This is a genomic window from Streptomyces sp. NPDC058674 (assembly GCF_042716505.1).
GTDB lineage: Bacteria > Actinomycetota > Actinomycetes > Streptomycetales > Streptomycetaceae > Streptomyces.
Genome location: NZ_JBHXSC010000052.1, coordinates 1 through 17,127, shown reverse-complemented (window position 1 = coordinate 17,127; position 17,127 = coordinate 1). Strand labels below are relative to the sequence as shown.

At 72.1% G+C, this 17,127-nt stretch carries 17 protein-coding genes; 11 read left to right on the top strand and 6 right to left on the bottom strand.

Annotation, left to right across the window (positions count from 1 at the left end; genetic code table 11):
* Positions 1 to 15 precede the first annotated feature (15 nt).
* Positions 16 to 474 (bottom strand): peroxiredoxin, encoded by a 459-nt coding sequence (locus ACFWU6_RS24060; RefSeq protein ID WP_383804793.1) that lies wholly within the window; start codon positions 472 to 474, stop codon positions 16 to 18.
* 160 nt (positions 475 to 634) lie between these two features.
* The gene (locus tag ACFWU6_RS24055) at positions 635 to 1,063 is read right to left on the bottom strand and encodes a DUF3052 domain-containing protein (RefSeq protein WP_383804762.1); all 429 of its coding nucleotides are present in this window, start codon (positions 1,061 to 1,063) and stop codon (positions 635 to 637) included.
* A 450-nt stretch (positions 1,064 to 1,513) separates the two neighbouring features.
* Here ACFWU6_RS24055 and aceE point away from each other — a divergent pair, with 450 nt between their 5' ends.
* Both aceE and ACFWU6_RS24045 read left to right on the top strand, forming a co-directional pair.
* The gene (gene aceE / locus ACFWU6_RS24050; RefSeq protein WP_383982979.1) at positions 1,514 to 4,246 is read left to right on the top strand and encodes a pyruvate dehydrogenase (acetyl-transferring), homodimeric type; all 2,733 of its coding nucleotides are present in this window, start codon (positions 1,514 to 1,516) and stop codon (positions 4,244 to 4,246) included.
* A gap of 112 nt (positions 4,247 to 4,358) precedes the next feature.
* Entirely contained in the window at positions 4,359 to 5,177 is an 819-nt protein-coding gene (locus ACFWU6_RS24045) for a potassium channel family protein (RefSeq protein ID WP_383982977.1), read from the top strand.
* On the opposite strand, the gene ACFWU6_RS24040 is transcribed toward ACFWU6_RS24045, so the two are convergent.
* A complete protein-coding gene (locus ACFWU6_RS24040) occupies positions 5,158 to 5,592 on the bottom strand; it encodes a peptidase inhibitor family I36 protein (RefSeq protein WP_383804768.1) in 435 nt (144 codons plus the stop codon). The genes ACFWU6_RS24045 and ACFWU6_RS24040 overlap by 20 nt on opposite strands.
* A 489-nt stretch (positions 5,593 to 6,081) precedes the next feature.
* Here ACFWU6_RS24040 and ACFWU6_RS24035 point away from each other — a divergent pair, with 489 nt between their 5' ends.
* The 3 genes from ACFWU6_RS24035 to ACFWU6_RS24025 all read left to right on the top strand — a co-directional run bounded on the left by ACFWU6_RS24035 (position 6,082) and on the right by ACFWU6_RS24025 (position 9,000).
* Positions 6,082 to 6,762, top strand: coding sequence for a TetR/AcrR family transcriptional regulator (locus ACFWU6_RS24035; RefSeq protein ID WP_383982975.1), 681 nt, complete (start codon positions 6,082 to 6,084; stop codon positions 6,760 to 6,762).
* Positions 6,763 to 6,951: 189 nt separating this feature from the next.
* Positions 6,952 to 8,091, top strand: coding sequence for an alpha/beta hydrolase (locus ACFWU6_RS24030; protein ID WP_383804795.1), 1,140 nt, complete (start codon positions 6,952 to 6,954; stop codon positions 8,089 to 8,091).
* Positions 8,092 to 8,166: 75 nt separating this feature from the next.
* Entirely contained in the window at positions 8,167 to 9,000 is an 834-nt protein-coding gene (locus ACFWU6_RS24025) for a DUF4429 domain-containing protein (RefSeq protein ID WP_383982973.1), read from the top strand.
* Positions 9,001 to 9,033: 33 nt separating this feature from the next.
* Here the strand turns inward: ACFWU6_RS24025 and ACFWU6_RS24020 are convergent, their stop codons facing one another.
* A complete protein-coding gene (locus tag ACFWU6_RS24020) occupies positions 9,034 to 10,056 on the bottom strand; it encodes an aldo/keto reductase (protein WP_383804774.1) in 1,023 nt (340 codons plus the stop codon).
* Positions 10,053 to 10,493, bottom strand: coding sequence for a MerR family transcriptional regulator (locus tag ACFWU6_RS24015; protein WP_383804776.1), 441 nt, complete (start codon positions 10,491 to 10,493; stop codon positions 10,053 to 10,055). Before ACFWU6_RS24015 ends, ACFWU6_RS24020 begins: the two co-directional genes overlap by 4 nt.
* 79 nt (positions 10,494 to 10,572) lie before the next feature.
* Between ACFWU6_RS24015 and ACFWU6_RS24010 the strand changes: the two genes are divergently transcribed.
* Complete coding sequence (locus ACFWU6_RS24010) at positions 10,573 to 11,397, top strand: serine hydrolase domain-containing protein (protein WP_383983010.1); 825 nt, start codon at positions 10,573 to 10,575, stop codon at positions 11,395 to 11,397.
* A gap of 30 nt (positions 11,398 to 11,427) precedes the next feature.
* Here ACFWU6_RS24010 and ACFWU6_RS24005 read toward each other — a convergent pair whose 3' ends face one another.
* Positions 11,428 to 12,081: a pirin family protein gene (locus tag ACFWU6_RS24005; RefSeq protein WP_383982971.1), complete on the bottom strand. Its 654-nt coding sequence runs from the start codon at positions 12,079 to 12,081 to the stop codon at positions 11,428 to 11,430.
* 71 nt (positions 12,082 to 12,152) lie between these two features.
* Here ACFWU6_RS24005 and ACFWU6_RS24000 point away from each other — a divergent pair, with 71 nt between their 5' ends.
* From ACFWU6_RS24000 to fabF, 5 genes are all read left to right on the top strand, one after another.
* Positions 12,153 to 13,370, top strand: coding sequence for a PucR family transcriptional regulator (locus ACFWU6_RS24000; protein WP_383804780.1), 1,218 nt, complete (start codon positions 12,153 to 12,155; stop codon positions 13,368 to 13,370).
* Positions 13,371 to 13,459: 89 nt separating this feature from the next.
* Positions 13,460 to 14,377, top strand: coding sequence for an ACP S-malonyltransferase (locus ACFWU6_RS23995; RefSeq protein WP_383804782.1), 918 nt, complete (start codon positions 13,460 to 13,462; stop codon positions 14,375 to 14,377).
* Positions 14,378 to 14,396: 19 nt separating this feature from the next.
* A complete protein-coding gene (locus ACFWU6_RS23990; protein ID WP_383804783.1) occupies positions 14,397 to 15,401 on the top strand; it encodes a ketoacyl-ACP synthase III in 1,005 nt (334 codons plus the stop codon).
* A gap of 54 nt (positions 15,402 to 15,455) precedes the next feature.
* The gene (locus ACFWU6_RS23985; RefSeq protein WP_373039061.1) at positions 15,456 to 15,707 is read left to right on the top strand and encodes an acyl carrier protein; all 252 of its coding nucleotides are present in this window, start codon (positions 15,456 to 15,458) and stop codon (positions 15,705 to 15,707) included.
* Positions 15,708 to 15,786: 79 nt separating this feature from the next.
* Positions 15,787 to 17,052, top strand: coding sequence for a beta-ketoacyl-ACP synthase II (gene fabF / locus ACFWU6_RS23980; protein WP_383804785.1), 1,266 nt, complete (start codon positions 15,787 to 15,789; stop codon positions 17,050 to 17,052).
* The last annotated feature ends 75 nt before the right edge of the window (positions 17,053 to 17,127 follow it).

Sequence of the window (17,127 nt, the reverse complement as noted above, 5' to 3'; positions counted from 1 at the left end):
GCCGCCCGGCGGCGCTCAGAGGGCGTCGAGCGCCTTGACGTACTCGTTCAGGTCACGCGCGTCGGGCAGTCCGTTGACGACAGTCCACCGCACGATGCCGTCCTTGTCGATGATGAAGGTGCCGCGGACCGCGCAGCCCTTCTCCTCGTCGAAGACACCGTACGCCCGCGAGGTCTCCCCGTGCGGCCAGAAGTCCGACAGCAGCGGGTACTCCAGGCCCTCCTGCTCGCCGAAGACCCGCAGCGTCGGCACGGAGTCGTTGGAGACCGCGAGCAGCTGCACGTCGTCGTTCTGGAAGCGCGGCAGCTGGTCGCGCAGCTCGCAGAGCTCGCCGGTGCACACGCCGGTGAAGGCGAACGGGTAGAAGAGCAGCACGACGGCCTTCTCCCCCCGGAAGTCCGAGAGCCGCACGGTGGCACCGTGGTTGTCCTTGAGCTCGAAGTCCGGGGCCTTGTCGCCGACCTCGATCGCCATCTTTCGCATCCCTTCGTTCCTGCCTGCCTGCATGGGGCCGTTCGGGTGCCGCCCAGCTTATGGCCATGCGGCCCGGCGGGCCGTGAACGCGCACGCCCCGCCGTCCGGAGTGACCCGGGTCGGCGGGGCGTGCGTGTCCGCTTCGGCTGCGAGGCGCGGCTCAGCGCTTCTTGACGGCGGCCTTGGGCGTCACCAGCTTGGTGGCGGTCCAGTCCTTGCCGACAGTGACGGGCTTGGCCTGGGAGAGGCCGGCGGTCTCGACGGCCTCGCTGATGTCACTGGCCTCCACGAAGCCGGCACGGCCGGTCTTCGGAGTCAGAAGCAGGACGACGGCACTCTCGTCGACCAGTTCGATGGCATCGACCAGTGCGTCGGTCAGGTCGCCATCCTCTTCCCGGAACCAGAGGACCACGGCATCGACCTCGTCGTCGTAGTCCTCGTCGACGAGGTCGCTGCCGATCTGGTCCTGGATGGACTCACGGAAATCCTGATCGACGTCGTCGTCGTAGCCGATCTCCTGGACCACCTGGTCGGACTGGAAGCCAAGTCGGGTGACCGGGCTCTCCGCGTGGTCCGCGGTCGCGCTCACGGGGTGCCTCCTGCTCGTGTATCGATGATTGTCTTCGGCGGCGCGCGTACGCGCAGCATTGGGCGTAGTCCACACGGGCGGGGCGGATCGCGCAAGTACCCGGCCGCCGAGACCGTCGAAACGGTGACGATTGCGGCCGTCTCGCCGCAACTTTCAGCCTTCCCGTGTGCACCTCTGGTGATTCATCCCACACCATTCCAGCTCGTTCGGCATTCCTTGAGCACTTTCCTACCTGTTTGAGGGACGAACGGCCTTACGAAATCGTTGCCCGGCTTGGGCGTAAGGTTGCGGTTTGGCCGGACCGCCGCCCGTCCGCGGGCCCCGGAACCCTTGCCGAATCCGGGGTTACCCGGTGGTAAAGATGACGATCTCGGCCGAGCGTAAGACCATGGGAGGCGGCGCCCCCCAGGTGCGACTCCGGTACGACTCCCCCGACAGCGAAGGAACAGCGTGGCTTCCGCATCCGATCGCAACCCGATCATCATTGGCGGCCTGCCGAGTCAGGTCCCGGACTTCGATCCGGAGGAGACGCAGGAGTGGCTCGACTCCCTCGACGCAGCCGTCGACGAGCGGGGCCGTGAGCGCGCCCGCTACCTGATGCTGCGGCTGATCGAGCGGGCCCGTGAGAAGCGCGTGGCCGTGCCCGAGATGCGCAGCACGGACTACGTCAACACTATCGCCACCAAGGACGAGCCGTTCTTCCCCGGCAACGAGGAGATCGAGCGCAAGGTCCTCAACGCCACCCGCTGGAACGCGGCCGTGATGGTCTCGCGCGCCCAGCGCCCGGGGATCGGCGTCGGCGGCCACATCGCCACCTTCGCCTCCTCCGCCTCCCTCTACGACGTGGGCTTCAACCACTTCTTCCGGGGCAAGGACGAGGGCGACGGCGGCGACCAGATCTTCTTCCAGGGCCATGCCTCGCCCGGCATCTACGCCCGCGCCTACCTGCTGGACCGGCTCTCGGAGCAGCAGCTCGACGCGTTCCGCCAGGAGAAGTCGAAGGCCCCGTACGGCCTGTCCAGCTACCCGCACCCGCGGCTGATGCCCGACTTCTGGGAGTTCCCGACCGTCTCGATGGGCCTCGGCCCGCTCGGTGCGATCTACCAGGCGCGGATGAACCGGTACATGGAGGCGCGCGGGATCGCGGACACCTCCAAGTCCCACGTGTGGGCGTATCTGGGTGACGGCGAGATGGACGAGCCGGAGTCGCTCGGCCAGCTGTCGATCGCGGCCCGCGAGGGCCTGGACAACCTGACCTTCGTCGTGAACTGCAACCTCCAGCGGCTCGACGGCCCGGTGCGCGGCAACGGCAAGATCATCCAGGAGCTGGAGTCGCAGTTCCGCGGGGCCGGCTGGAACGTCATCAAGCTGATCTGGGACCGCTCCTGGGACCCGCTGCTGGCGCAGGACCGCGACGGCATCCTGGTCAACAAGATGAACTCGACGCCCGACGGGCAGTTCCAGACGTACGCCACCGAGTCGGGGGCGTACATCCGCGAGCACTTCTTCGGCGGCGACCAGCGGCTGCGCGCGATGGTCGAGAACATGACCGACTACCAGATCCAGCACCTGGGCCGCGGCGGCCACGACCACAAGAAGGTCTACGCGGCGTACGCGGCGGCCAAGGCGCACAAGGGCCAGCCGACGGTGATCCTGGCGCAGACGGTCAAGGGCTGGACGCTGGGTCCGAACTTCGAGGGCCGCAACGCGACGCACCAGATGAAGAAGCTGACGGTCGACGACCTCAAGCGCTTCCGCGACCGCCTGCACATCCCGATCACGGACGCGCAGCTGGAGGGCGGCGCCCCGCCGTACTACCACCCGGGCCGCAACTCCCCCGAGATCCAGTACATGCACGACCAGCGCAGCGCCCACGGGGGCTACGTGCCGACCCGCGTGGTGCGTGCGAAGCCGCTCCAGCTGCCGGGCGACGCGGCGTACGCGGCGGCGAAGAAGGGCTCCGGCCAGCAGTCGATCGCCACGACGATGGCCTTCGTCCGCATCCTGAAGGACCTGATGCGGGACAAGGAGATCGGCAGGCGGTTCGTGCTGATCGCGCCCGACGAGTACCGCACCTTCGGCATGGACGCCTTCTTCCCGAGCGCCAAGATCTACAACCCGCTGGGCCAGCAGTACGAGGCGGTCGACCGCGACCTGCTGCTCGCCTACAAGGAGTCGCCGACCGGGCAGATGCTGCACGACGGCATCTCGGAGGCGGGCTGCACGGCCTCGCTGATCGCCGCGGGTTCGGCGTACGCGACGCACGGCGAGCCGCTGATCCCGGTCTACGTCTTCTACTCGATGTTCGGTTTCCAGCGCACCGGTGACCAGTTCTGGCAGATGGCCGACCAGCTCGCGCGCGGTTTCGTGCTGGGCGCGACCGCCGGCCGGACCACCCTGACGGGTGAGGGCCTTCAGCACGCCGACGGCCACTCCCAGCTCCTGGCGTCGACCAACCCGGGTTGTGTGGCGTACGACCCGGCCTACGGGTACGAGATCGCGCACATCGTCAAGGACGGTCTGCGGCGGATGTACGGCCCCGAGGCCGAGGACGTCTTCTACTACCTCACCGTCTACAACGAGCCGATCCAGCACCCGGCCGAGCCGGACGGAGTCGACGTCGACGGCATCCTCAAGGGCATCCACCGGGTGTCGCAGGGCACCTCGGGCACGATCGGGGCGCAGCTCATGGCCTCGGGCGTGGCGGTGCCGTGGGCGCTGGAGGCGCAGCGGCTGCTGGCCGAGGACTGGAACGTCCGGGCGGACGTCTGGTCGGCGACCTCGTGGAACGAGCTGCGGCGCGAGGCCGTCGCGGTGGAGGAGCACAACCTGCTCCACCCGGAGGAGGAGCAGCGCGTCCCGTACGTGACGCGGAAGCTGTCCGGTGCGGAGGGTCCCTTCGTGGCGGTCTCGGACTGGATGCGGTCGGTGCCGGACCAGATCTCGCGGTGGGTGCCCGGCACGTACACCTCGCTGGGCGCGGACGGCTTCGGCTTCGCGGACACGCGCGGTGCGGCCCGGCGCTTCTTCCACATCGACGCCCAGTCGGTGGTCCTGGCGACGCTGACCGAGCTCGCCCGGGACGGGAAGATCGACCGCTCGGTGCTGAAGCAGGCCGTCGACCGCTACCAGCTGCTGGACGTGGCGGCGGCCGATCCGGGTGCGGCGGGCGGCGACGCCTGACACCCGCTCGGCGGGGCCGACCGTCCCCGCGGTGACGTGATCACGGTCCGACGACGGCCTCCGGTGCTCCCGGGGGCCGTCTCGGCTTTACGGGTTCCTTACGATGCTCCGCATGAAGGAACCCTCCCGCCAGCTGCTGTGGGAGCGGCGGAGCCAGACTCCGCTGCTCGTCCTCGCCGTGGCCTTCGCCGTCGCGTACGCCGTGCCCATCGTGGCCCCGGACGCCCCGCCGCCGGTGCACCGGGCCTGTCTGGTCACCGAGTGGGTGGTGTGGGCCTCCTTCGCCTGCGACTACCTGGTACGACTGGGCCTGTCGCCGGCCCGCCGGGCCTTCGTGCGGACCCACTGGATGGACCTGGCAGCGGTGCTGCTGCCGATGATCCAGCCGCTGCGGCTGCTGCGACTGGTCTCCACGCTGCTGCTGGTGGGCCGTCGGGCGCGGATGGCCCCGCAGATCCGGTTGACCACGTACGTGGCGGGGGCGGTCGTCGGGCTGCTGATGTTCGGCTCGCTGGCGGTGCTGAGCGTGGAGCGGGACGCGCCCGGCGGCAACATCAGGAACCTGGGCGACGCCCTGTGGTGGTCGGTGACCACCATGACGACGGTGGGGTACGGGGACCACTCCCCCACCACGGGGCTGGGGAGGCTGCTGGCGGTGGGGCTGATGCTGTCGGGGATCGCATTGCTGGGTGTGGTCACCGCCAACATCGCCGCCTGGTTCATCTCCCGTTTCGAGCGGGACGACCGGGCGGAGCGGGAGCAGACCGCCGCGATCGCCGACCTGGCCGCGGAGGTGCGGGCCCTGCGCGCGGAGGTGTCCCGACTGGGCGGGGCCGCGCCGGGCGCGGGGGCCGCGGCGCCGGCGCCGGTGCCCGCCGGGGCCGGGGGCACGGTCCCGGCGGTCGGGGCCGCTAGTGCTCCCACACCTTGAAGGCCCGCACCTGGTAGGGCGATTGGGGCAGCCAGACCCCGTCGCCCGGATAGGTCTGGAACTCGCCGGTCTCGGCGCATTCGGCGGACTGGTAGGTGGTCACCGGGCGGCCGGTCCGGTTGGCGAGGGCCTGGGCGGTCTTGCCCGCCGGCAGGGCGGTGCAGCTGTCGATGTCGAGGGTGCTGAGCTCGTGGACGTGCCGGACGCCCGTGAAGTCCGGTTTCGCCCACAGGCACAGCTGCCCGGCCGCGCAGGCGCCGAGCGCCGCCGGCGCGGGGGCCGGGGCGGCGTGGGCTGCGGGCGCGGGGGCCGGGGCGGCGTGGGCTGCGGGCGCGGTGCTCGGGATCAGCGCGGTGGAGGCCAGCAGGGCGGCGGCCAGGACGGTGGTGGCGCGGAGGGTGTTACACGTACGCATGACGGGTCAACTCCTTGTGGACTTCGGCGCCCCGGACCGTTCCGCTGCGCCGTCCACACCACGCTGACCTGCGGCGACGGCCGGGCGGAAGAGGCTTCGGCCGGGTCCACCCGGATAGGCGACAGCCCTGCCGGAGACCTCCGGCGGGGCTGTGGCGGGTACGGGGTTGACGCCCCTCCCGGCGAGCTCCGTCTGCTCCGGGGTGGGCGGGGGCAGCTCCGCGGCCCGCCAGTTGTCCCCGAACGAGTTGTGGCAGGGGTCAGGGGTGGCCCCGCAGCCCCGCCGTGGGGCCGGGGCCGGGGCTGGTTCCTTGGCGGGCACCTGGTCGTGGGCGGTGATCTGACGAGTCGTGCGGACGGGCCAATGACAGCGACTGACACTTCACGGACGGCTCAGCCGGACGGCAACCGTCACGTCGGTCACAGGTACCCTGACCGCTCACTCAGCGTCAGATCCACAGGCGGACCAGCGGCAGAAGGGAACCCCTCGGTGACGACCGACGAGCGGCCGGCGCCGCCCGCACCGGTGCCCGGGCTGCGCGAGCGCAAGAAGCGGCGCACCCGGGACGCACTCCTGCGCGCCGCCCTCCTGCTCTTCATCTCCCAGGGGTACGAGCAGACGACCGTCGACGAGATCGCCGACGCCGTGGACGTGTCCCAGCGCACCTTCTTCCGGTACTTCGCCAACAAGGAGGAGGCCGCCTTCGCCGTCCAGGACCTCGTGGAGTCGCACTTCGTCGCCGAACTGCGCGCCCGGCCGGCCTCCGAGGGCCCGCTGGAGGCGCTGCGGGCGGCCGTGCTGGCCGCCTGGGACTCCGTCGAGGAGGCCATCTCCGCGGTGGTCCCCGTCGAGCTCTACATGCGCAGCTACCAGCTGATCGAGTCCACCCCGGCCCTGCTCGCGGTGCACCTGCGCCGCTCCGCCGAGCTGGAGGAGCAGATTTCCCTGCTGATCGCCGGCCGCGAGGGCTTGGACGTGGACGCCGATCCGCGGCCGCGGGTGGCCGTGGCCGCGTTCTCGGGCGTGATGCGGGTCACCGGCCGGCTGTGGGGGCAGGGCCAGGACGCCAGCGTGGCCGCGATCCGGCGGATGACGGAGGCCTACCTGGACCAGATCGGCCCGGCACTGGCGGCGGACTGGCGCGCCCCGCGCGTCGCGGGCGGCAGCTGACGAAGCCCCCGAGCGGGCGGCGTCGCCCGGTCGGCCGTGAATCCGGTCACCCGGCAGGCCGCGGCGGGGGAGGTTCTCTTAGGCTGGGCGCCAGTGAACCTGCCCGGCCATGCCCTCCCCAAACCCCCCGGCGCCGCCCCGCGTCCCGCCGCGGTGCGCACCCTGCTCGCGCTCGTGGTGGTCCTCATCATGCTGGCGACCACCGGGTGGACCGCCGTGCACCGGCCCGAGGGCGCTGCTCCGCTGCGGGCCGCGGCCCTGGCCGCCTGGGCGCAGGCGCGGATCGGCGGCCTCCCGGTGCCTGCCGCCGACGCTCCCGCACGGACGGTGGCGCGCTTCTTCGCGGGTCTGGACGGCGCCCAGCGGGCCCGCCTCGCCGAGGGGTACCCCCTGGTGGTCGGCAACCTCGACGGCGTTCCCACCTCCACCCGCTACCGGGCCAACCTGCACGGGCTGGCGCAGGCGGAGCAGGTCGAGGAGGCCCGCAGCCACGACGTGGCCCTGACGCCCGCCGACCGGGCGGCGGCCGGCCGCCGCGCGCACCGCTTCGCCTCGCTCTCCGAGCCCGGCCGGCAGATCCTCTCCTTCGACCCCACCGGCGGCGGCCGGGTCGCCGAGGTCTTCGGCGACCTCGACCGGGCCCGCCGGGTCTCGGTGGTCGTCCCCGGTGTGGACACCGACCTGATCACCTTCGAGCGGACCCAGCGCCGCTTCGCCGCCCCCGTCGGGATGGCCGACTCGCTGTACGCGACCCAGCGCGCGGTCGCGCCCGACAGCCGCACCGCGGTCATCGCCTGGGCCGGGTACACGGCTCCCACCGGGGTCGGCATGGACGCCGCCACCGGCAGGCTGGCCGTGGACGGCGCCGTGCGGCTCCGGGCGCTGACCGCGTCCCTGCCGGGGAACGCGAGCGTGGCGCTGTTCTGCCACAGCTACGGCTCGGTGGTGTGCGGGGTGGCCGCGCACGAACTGCCGGACCGGGTCACCGACCTGGTGGTGCTCGGCAGCCCCGGGATGCGCGCGGAGAACGTCGAGGGGCTGCGCACCCCGGCCCGGGTGTGGGCCGCCCGCGACGAGGACGACTGGATCGCGGACGTGCCGCACCTGGAGTTCGGCGGGCTGGGACACGGCGCGGACCCGGTGTCGCCGGAGTTCGGCGCGCGGCTGCTGTCCTCGGCCGGGGCCAGGACCCACACCGGCTATTTCGCGCCAGGTACCGGATCGGTGGAGAACTTCGCCCGCATCGGAACCGGCGCGTTCGGTTCCGTTGTCTGCGCGACCGGGGACGATGCCTGCCGCAGTGGAATTTCCGCCGCGGTACGGGACTGACGCGCGTAGAGGCGTGGGAAACGGGCTCCGCTCCGAGGGGGACGCGCGGGGGCGCCGCCCTCTACGATGTGCCGCATGGGTGACGTACTGGCCGGAAACCATGCCGTCTGGGAGTTCGAATCGGACTCCGTGCTCATCCGCTTCACACGGGGGATCAGAACACCGAGGCTGTGGAACGCCCTCGGCGTGCGCCGGATTCCCCTCGAAGCGGTGTCCGCGGTGAGCCTGACCGCGGGGAAGCGGAACACGGTGGTGCTGCGCGCCGTCCCGCGGCCGGGCGCCGATCCGCTGGTGGAGGCAGCCGCCGGGCAGCTGAAGGAGTCCTGCGACCCCTACCGGATGGTGCTCCCGGCCGACCGGGCGCCGCAGGCCGACATCTTCGCCGCCGCGCTGCGCGCCCGGCTGGGGCCGGATGCCGCCGAGCCGGCGCCGGACTTCCTGGTCGCGGCGCCGCGGCCGCCCGTGCAGATGAAGGCGTACGACGCGCGCGTGGCCTTCGACGGCGCGGCGGTGACCTTCCAGTGGTCCCGCACCGGCGCCACCGGCACCAAGTGGAAGGCGGGCGACCAGCGGTACCCGCTGGCCGCCCTGACCGGCGTCGAATGGGCCTCGCCGGACGGACCGGGCGGCCACCTGCGGCTGCTGCTGCGGGACGTCACGGGCGATCCCCGCCCCGACCACGACCTCGCGGCGGCCGTCTTCGGCGTCGGCCACGGGACGGTGCACGAGTCGCTGCCGTTCGCCGCGTCCGTCCTCGCCGCCCTGCGCGCCCGCACCCCGGTCGGCTCGGTGCCCCGGGCCCGCTCCGACGACCGGCTGCGGCACCTGAGCGAGCTGTACGGCGCGGGCCTGCTGACGGACGCCGAATACACGGCGCTGCGGGACCGGTTCGCGGCGGAGTCGCGTTAGGCCTGTCGTCAAAGTCCCGCCTGGCCCGGGGGGTCAGGACTCGCGGGCCGCCGACGTGGAGCTCATGTCCGGGTAGCGGTCCCCCGCGACCCGGCCGGCGATCGGCTCCAGCAGCGCCAGCTCCGCCTCCGTCAGCGTGATCCGCGTCGCCGCCGCGTTCTCCGCGAGCCGTTCCGGCTTGCGGGTGCCCGGGATCGGGACCACGGTCAGCGCGTGCACCGCCGCCCGCTGCTGCACCCAGGCGAGGGCGATCTGCGCCGGGGTCGCACCGTGCGCCCGCGCGATCTCCCGGACCGGTGCCAGGAGCTCCGCGTTGGCCTTCGCGTTGTCCCCGGTGAAGCGGGGCTGGTGGGCGCGGAAGTCGCCCTCCGCCAGGTCCCTGCCCGCGTCCGCGAACGCGCCCGTCAGGAATCCGCGCCCGAGCGGGGAGTAGGGGACGAAGGCCACGCCCAGCTCGGCCGCCGCGCCCACCGCGCTGCGCTCCACGTCCCGGCTGAACAGCGACCACTCCGACTGGAGCGCCGCGATCGGGTGCACCGCGTGCGCCTCGCGGAGCTCGGCTCCGGTGACCTCGCTGAGCCCCAGGTGGCGCACCTTGCCCTCCTGTACCAGCTCCGCCATGGCGCCCACCGACTCGGCGAGCGGCACGCCGGGGTCGCGCCGGTGCATGTAGTAGAGGTCGATGACGTCCACGCCGAGCCGGCGCAGGCTGTGCTCGACGGCCCGGCGCAGGTACGCCCGGTCGTTGCGGATGCCCCGGTACCGGGGGTCGTCGGTGCGCTCTATGGCGAACTTGGTCGCCAGGGTGATGCCGTCCCGGTGCGCGGCGACGAACGGGGCGAGGAACTCCTCGTTGCGGCCCCGTCCGTACACGTCCGCGGTGTCGATCAGGGTCACCCCCGCGGCCAGGGCCGCGTCCAGGGTGGCCCGGGCGGCCGACTCGTCGGTGTCCCCGTAGAACTCGCTCATGCCCATGCAGCCCAGGCCCTGGACCCCGACCAGCGGGCCCCCCGTGCCCAGTTCGACCCGCTCGATGGTGGTGTCGTGCTCCGTCATGGCCGTGCCTTCCCCGCGACCGCGTTCCCCGCCGTCGCGTGCGTCGCAGTCGTGGCCGCGGTCGTGGCCGCGGCATACATGCCGATCTTGTAGTCCAGTACGCCGAGCGCGTCCGTCAGCTCCGTGATCCGCGCCCGTACGTCGCGGCGCGTGCGCTCCAGGAGCTCGCGCCTCGCGTCGACCGTGTGGGCGCCCTCGCGGACCAGTCCGGCGTACCGGACCATGTCCGCCACCGACATCCCGGTGGCGCGCAGCTTGCCCACGAAGGCCAGCCAGTCGAGGTCCTTGTCGCTGAAGCGGCGCTGGCCCGAGTGGGAGCGGTCCACGTGCGGCATCAGGCCGATCCGTTCGTACCAGCGCAGCGTGTGCTGGGTCAGACCGGTCCGGGCCTCGACCTCGCTGATCGTGTACCGCGTCTGCGTCAGGCTCTGGCTCATGGCGTCCACGCTAAATCCCTGGAGTGCACTCCAAGCAAGTAGGCTCGGCGGCATGGAGCGCGTAGAGGCCGTCAACGGCATGGAAAGCCTGCGGATCATCGAGGACTGGCCGGTACCGACCGCCGCGGCGGCCGTGGTGCGGGCCGACGGGAGCCTCGCCGGTTCCCACGGCCCCCTCGACCACCGGTTTCCGCTGGCCTCGGTCACCAAGCCGCTCGCCGCGTACGCCGCCCTCGTCGCGTACGAGGAGGGGGCGCTGGAGCTCGACGAGCCCGCCGGCCCCGAGGGGTCGACGGTCCGTCACCTGCTGGCGCACACCAGCGGCCTGGCCTTCGACGAGCACCGTGTGACGGCGCCGCCCGGACAGCGCAGGCTGTACTCGAACGCCGGTTTCGAGGTGCTCGGCGACCACATCGCCAAGGCCACCGGCATCCCCTTCGCGCAGTACCTGCACGAGGCCGTCTTCGAGCCGCTCGGCATGGCGTCGAGCGCCCTGGAGGGATCGCCCGCCAAGGACGGCGTCTCCACCGTCGCCGACCTGGTGCGGTTCGCCGCGGAGCTCCAGGCCCCGCGGCTGCTCGACGCCCGCACGGTCGCCGCGGCCACCTCCGTGGTCCATCCGGGACTCAAGGGCGTCCTGCCGGGCTACGGCCACCAGTCCCCCAACGACTGGGGGCTCGGCGTGGAGATCCGCGACGGGAAGTCCCCGCACTGGACGGGCACCTCCTCCTCGCCCCGCACCTTCGGCCACTTCGGCCAGTCCGGCACCTTCCTGTGGGTGGACCCGGACGCGCGCGCGGCGTGCGTGGCACTGACCGACCGCCCCTTCGGGCCGTGGGCGGCGCAGGCCTGGACCCCCTTCACGGACGCGGTCCTGGCCGAGCTGGCCGGCGGCCGCGACTGACCCCCGGGGGCGCGCCCGCGGGGCGGCGCCCTACGGCAGTTCCAGGAGCAGCAGCTCCCCCGGGGACCCGGCGACGACCTGCAGGCCTGTCTCCGCGGTGATCCGCGCCGAGTCGCCGGGACCCAGCTCCTCCCCGTCCAGGCGCAGGTCCCCGCGCACCACGTGCAGGTAGACCCGCTCCGCGTCCGGTACGGCCACCCGCTCGCCCGCGCCGGGCCGCCGCACGTGCAGGACGGCGCCGGCTCCCGGGACCTCGTAGGGCGTCCCGTCGGCGGTGCCCCCGGCCACGTCGTACGAGGGCGTTCCGCCCGCCGCGAGCGGCGCGAGCCAGATCTGTACGAAGCGCAGCGGCCGGTCGCCGTCGTTGCGCTCCACGTGGCGCACCCCGGAGCCGGCGCTGAGCCGCTGTACGTCCCCGGGCCCGACCAGGCCCTTCTCCCCGGTGGTGTCCTGGTGGGTGAGCGTGCCCTCGGCCACCCAGGTCACGATCTCGGTGTGGCTGTGGGGGTGTTCGTCGAAGCCGGCGCCGGGGGCGAGGGTCTCCTCGTTGCAGGCCAGGAGGGGGCCGAAGCGCAGGTTGTCCGGGTCGTAGAAGGAGCCGAAGGAGAAGGCGTGCCGGGTGGTGATCCCGGCGGCCGGGTCCCCGCCCTCGTACCGGTCGGCTCCGCGGCGTACATCAATCATGGGGGCCACGGTAGACCCCGGGGGCGAGGACCGGACTCCGCGCTGCCGCGCCGATAAGGCAGTCTTGTCACGTGCCTCAACCCGAACGTGAGCATTCCCCCGCGACCCATTCCGCACATCCCGTACCCGCCCATCCGCATGTCGCGACGCTGCGGCGGCTGGAGAAGTCCTCCGGCAGGCTCGCCGCCAACGCGATCGCGCGGATGGACGAGACCCTGCCGTGGTACCGGGCCATGCCCCCGGAGAACCGGTCGTGGATCGGTCTGGTCGCGCAGGCCGGCATCGCCGCGTTCACCGAGTGGTTCCGGCACCCGGAGACCCCGCAGGCCATCTCCACCGACGTCTTCGGGACGGCCCCGCGGGAGCTGACCCGGGCGATCACGCTGCGCCAGACCGTCGAGATGGTCCGCACCACGATCGAGGTCATGGAGACCGCGATCGAGGAGGTCGCCGCCCCCGGAGACGAGTCGATCCTGCGCGAGGCGCTGCTGGTGTACGCCCGGGAGATCGCCTTCGCGACGGCACAGGTGTACGCGCAGGCCGCCGAGGCGCGGGGGGCGTGGGACGCCCGGCTCGAGTCCCTCGTGGTCAACGCGGTGCTCTCCGGGGAGGCGGACGAGGGGGCGCTCTCGCGGGCTGCGGCGCTGGGCTGGAACTCGCCGGAGCACGTGTGCGTGGTGCTCGGGACCGCGCCGGAGGGGGACAGCGAGCTGACGGTCGAGGCGATCCGCCGTGCGGCCCGCCACCACAAGCTCCAGGTCCTGACGGGCGTCCTCGGCGACCGGCTGGTCGTCATCGCGGGCGGCAGCGACAATCCGATGCAGGTCGCGAAGTCCCTGATCGGCCCGTTCGCGGCCGGTCCGGTGGTGGCCGGACCGGTCGTACCGGATCTGCTGAACGCCACGAAGTCGGCGCAGGCCGCGGCGGCGGGGCTGAAGGCCTGCACGGCGTGGCAGGACGCCCCGCGGCCCGTCCTGGCGGACGATCTCCTTCCGGAGCGCGCGATCGCCTCGGATCCCGCGGCCCGCGAGCAGTTGGTGGAGGAGATCTACAGACCACTGGAAGAGGCGGGCTCGGCGCTCCTGGAGACGCTGAGCGTCTACCTGGAGCAGGCGAGCAGCCTGGAGGGGGCGGCCCGGATGCTGTTCGTGCACCCCAACACGGTGCGCTACCGGCTCCGACGTGTGACCGACGTCACCGGATGGTCGCCCTCGGATGTCCGTTCCGCGTTCACGCTGCGGATCGCCCTGATCCTCGGGCGTCTGGCCGACGGCGATCCCCAGTCCTAGACTTTTGTCGGACATCAACAATTACCCCGACGGTTCTTCGTCCCTGTCCCCACGGGCGGCCGGGACCTTCAACAAGAGAGAGTGTGAGGGTGCTCGTACTCGTCGCTCCCGGCCAAGGCGCTCAGACGCCCGGCTTCCTGACTCCCTGGCTCGACCTGCCCGGCGCCGCTGACCGCGTCGCCGCCTGGTCGGACGCCATCGGGCTCGACCTTGCCCACTACGGCACGAACGCCGACGCCGACGAAATCCGCGACACGGCCGTGGCCCAGCCGCTGCTGGTCGCCGCCGGCCTGCTGTCCGCGTCCGCGCTCGGTTCCCGTACGGCCTTCGGCGCCGTCGCGGGCCACAGCGTCGGCGAGTTCACCGCCGCCGCGTACGCGGGCGTGCTGTCCGAGACGGACGCGCTCCGGCTGGTCCGCACGCGCGGGCTGGCCATGGCCGATGCCTCGGCCGTGACCGAGACCGGCATGGCCGCGGTCCTGGGCGGCGACCGGGACGTGGTCGTCGCACACCTGGAGAGGCTGGGCCTGACCCCGGCCAACATCAACGGCGCGGGCCAGATCGTGGCCGCCGGCACCATGGAGCAGATCGCGGCCCTGGAGGCCGAGAAGCCCGAAGGCTCCATGAAGGTCGTCGCCCTCAAGGTCGCGGGCGCCTTCCACACCCACCACATGACCCCGGCGGTCGCCACGCTGGCGAAGGCCGCCGAGGCCTTCGCTCCGGCGGACCCGGCGCTGACGTACGTTTCGAACAGGGACGGTCTCGTCGTCACCACGGGCGCCGACGTCGTCGCCCGCCTGGTCGGCCAGGTCGCCAACCCGGTCCGCTGGGACCTGTGCATGGAGACGTTCGCCGAGCTGGGCGTCACGGGGATCATCGAGCTCAGCCCCGGTGGCACCCTGACGGGTCTGGCCAAGCGCGCGCTCAAGGGCGTTCCGAGCGTGGCGCTGAAGACCCCGGACGATCTCGACAAGGCCGCGGCGCTCGTCGCCGAGCAGTCGGCCTGAGAGAAGGAGCCCACACAGCATGTCCAAGATCAAGCCGGCCAAGGGCTCCCCGTACGCCCGCATCCTCGGTGTGGGCGGCTACCGCCCGGTCCGGGTGGTGCCCAACGAGGTCATCCTGGAGACGATCGACTCGTCCGACGAGTGGATCCGCTCCCGCTCCGGCATCGCGACCCGGCACTGGGCCTCGCCCCAGGAGACCGTCGCCGCGATGTCGGTGGAGGCCTCGGGCAAGGCTCTGGCCGACGCCGGTATCGCTCCGGAGCAGATCGGCGCCGTGATCGTCTCGACGGTCTCGCACTTCAAGCAGACCCCGGCCGTCGCGACCGAGATCGCGCACCGGATCGGCGCGGGCAGGCCCGCCGCGTTCGACATCTCCGCCGGATGCGCCGGCTTCGGCTACGGCCTGACCCTGGCCAAGGGCCTCGTGGTCGAAGGCTCGGCCGAGTACGTGCTGGTCATCGGCGTGGAGCGGCTTTCGGACCTGACCGACCTGGAGGACCGCGCGACGGCCTTCCTGTTCGGCGACGGCGCCGGCGCGGTCATCGTCGGACCCTCGCAGGAGCCGGCCATCGGCCCCACGGTGTGGGGTTCGGAGGGCGACAAGTCCGACACCATCAAGCAGACCGTGCCGTGGGACGAATACCTCGGCAAGGACGGCGGCGAGAAGTTTCCGGCCATCACGCAGGAGGGTCAGGCGGTCTTCCGCTGGGCCGTCTTCGAGATGGCCAAGGTGGCCCAGCAGGCGCTCGACGCCGCCGGAATCACCGTGGACGACCTGGACGTCTTCATTCCGCACCAGGCAAACATGCGGATCATCGACTCGATGGTGAAGACTCTGAAGCTGCCGGAGCACGTCACGGTCGCCCGTGACGTGGAGACCACCGGCAACACCTCGGCCGCCTCGATCCCGCTCGCTATGGAGCGGCTCCTGGCGACCGGAGCGGCGAAGAGCGGCGACACCGCGCTCGTCATCGGCTTCGGGGCGGGACTCGTCTACGCCGCGACGGTCGTTACCCTCCCCTAGGACCGGGATGCGCATCCCGGCCCTTACACCCAGTACTGAAAGAAGGAGCGCCACATGGCCGCCACGCAGGAAGAGATCGTCGAAGGTCTCGCGGAGATCGTCAACGAGATCGCCGGCATCCCGACCGAGGACGTAGCGATCGAGAAGTCGTTCACCGACGACCTCGACGTCGACTCCCTGTCCATGGTCGAGGTCGTCGTCGCCGCCGAAGAGCGCTTCGACGTCAAGATCCCGGACGAGGACGTCAAGAACCTCAAGACGGTCGGCGACGCCGCGGACTACATCCTGAAGCACCAGGCCGCCTGAGCCTGACGAGCGTTTGTCGCCACCTGGCGGTGGCGCCGTGACAATTCAGCACCCCCTGAGACGTGGAGAAAGAATTCCTGTGAGCCCGACCAATCGCACCGTGGTCGTCACCGGTATCGGCGCAACCACTCCGCTGGGTGGCGACAGCGCTTCGACCTGGGACGGCCTGCTTGCCGGCCGTTCCGGCGTAAAGCCCCTGGAGGGCGAGCGCTTCGCCGAACTCCCGGTCCGCATCGCCGCCCCGGCCGCCGTGGACCCGAGTGAGGTCCTGCCCCGGCCCCTGGCCCGGAAGCTCGACCGCTCGGCGCAGTTCGCCGTCATCGCGGCCCGCGAGGCGTGGGCCGACGCGGGCTACACCGCTCCGGCCGGCGAGGACGCGGCCATCGAGCCCGAGCGGCTGGGCACCGTGATCGCCTCCGGCATCGGCGGCGTGACGACCCTGCTCGACCAGTACGACGTGCTCAAGGAGAAGGGCGTGCGCAGGGTTTCCCCGCACACGGTCCCCATGCTCATGCCGAACGGCCCGTCGGCCAACGTCGGCCTCGAGGTGAACGCCCGCGCGGGCGTGCACACTCCGGTCAGCGCCTGCGCCTCCGGCGCCGAGGCCATCGGGTACGCCGTGGAGATGATCCGCACCGGCCGTGCCGACGTGGTCGTCGCGGGCGGCACCGAGGCGGCGATCCACCCGCTTCCGATCGCCGCGTTCGCCAACATGATGGCGATGTCCAAGAACAACGAGAACCCCGAGCAGGCGTCCCGTCCGTACGACAAGGCCCGTGACGGCTTCGTGCTGGGCGAGGGCGCGGGCGTCGTGATCCTGGAGTCCGCCGAGCACGCCGCCGCCCGCGGCGCCCGGGTCTACTGCGAGGTGCTGGGGCAGGGCCTGTCCGCGGACAGCCACCACATCGCGCAGCCGGAGCCGACCGGTCGCGGTGTCGCCGCCGCCGTGCGGAACCTGCTCGACAACACGGGCCTGGACCCGGCCGAGCTGGTCCACCTGAACGCGCACGCCACGTCCACCCCGCAGGGCGACACGGCCGAGCTGAAGGCCCTGCGCAAGGTGCTGGGCGACGACCTCGACCACATCGCGATCTCCGCCACCAAGTCGATGACCGGCCACCTCCTGGGCGGCGCCGGCGGCATCGAGACCGTCGCGACCGTGCTGGCGCTGTACCACCGGCTGGCCCCGCCGACGATCAACGTCGACGACCTGGACGACGACATCGACGCGGACATCGTGCGCGGCGAGCCGCGCAAGCTGCCTGCCGACGGTCCGATCTCCGCGATCAACAACTCCTTCGGCTTCGGCGGACACAACGTCACCCTGGCGTTCCGCAGCGTCTGATTGTGCTGTCGGCGCCGGCCGCGCTTCGTACGAGAGGGCCCCGCCCGGCAGTCGCGGGGGGGGGCCCTCTCGTAC

Excerpts from the sequence above, each read along its gene's own strand:
- ACFWU6_RS24010 (WP_383983010.1), top strand. The coding sequence starts at position 10,573 with ATGGAAAGCCTGCGGATCATCGAGGACTGGCCGGTACCGACCGCCGCG.
- ACFWU6_RS24025 (WP_383982973.1), top strand. The coding sequence starts at position 8,167 with ATGGGTGACGTACTGGCCGGAAACCATGCCGTCTGGGAGTTCGAATCG.
- ACFWU6_RS23985 (WP_373039061.1), top strand. The coding sequence starts at position 15,456 with ATGGCCGCCACGCAGGAAGAGATCGTCGAAGGTCTCGCGGAGATCGTC.
- ACFWU6_RS24015 (WP_383804776.1), bottom strand. The coding sequence starts at position 10,493 with ATGAGCCAGAGCCTGACGCAGACGCGGTACACGATCAGCGAGGTCGAG.
- ACFWU6_RS23990 (WP_383804783.1), top strand. The coding sequence starts at position 14,397 with ATGTCCAAGATCAAGCCGGCCAAGGGCTCCCCGTACGCCCGCATCCTC.
- ACFWU6_RS24060 (WP_383804793.1), bottom strand. The coding sequence starts at position 474 with ATGGCGATCGAGGTCGGCGACAAGGCCCCGGACTTCGAGCTCAAGGAC.
- ACFWU6_RS24040 (WP_383804768.1), bottom strand. The coding sequence starts at position 5,592 with ATGCGTACGTGTAACACCCTCCGCGCCACCACCGTCCTGGCCGCCGCC.
- ACFWU6_RS24045 (WP_383982977.1), top strand. The coding sequence starts at position 4,359 with ATGAAGGAACCCTCCCGCCAGCTGCTGTGGGAGCGGCGGAGCCAGACT.
- ACFWU6_RS24020 (WP_383804774.1), bottom strand. The coding sequence starts at position 10,056 with ATGACGGAGCACGACACCACCATCGAGCGGGTCGAACTGGGCACGGGG.
- ACFWU6_RS24005 (WP_383982971.1), bottom strand. The coding sequence starts at position 12,081 with ATGATTGATGTACGCCGCGGAGCCGACCGGTACGAGGGCGGGGACCCG.
- ACFWU6_RS24030 (WP_383804795.1), top strand. The coding sequence starts at position 6,952 with ATGCTGGCGACCACCGGGTGGACCGCCGTGCACCGGCCCGAGGGCGCT.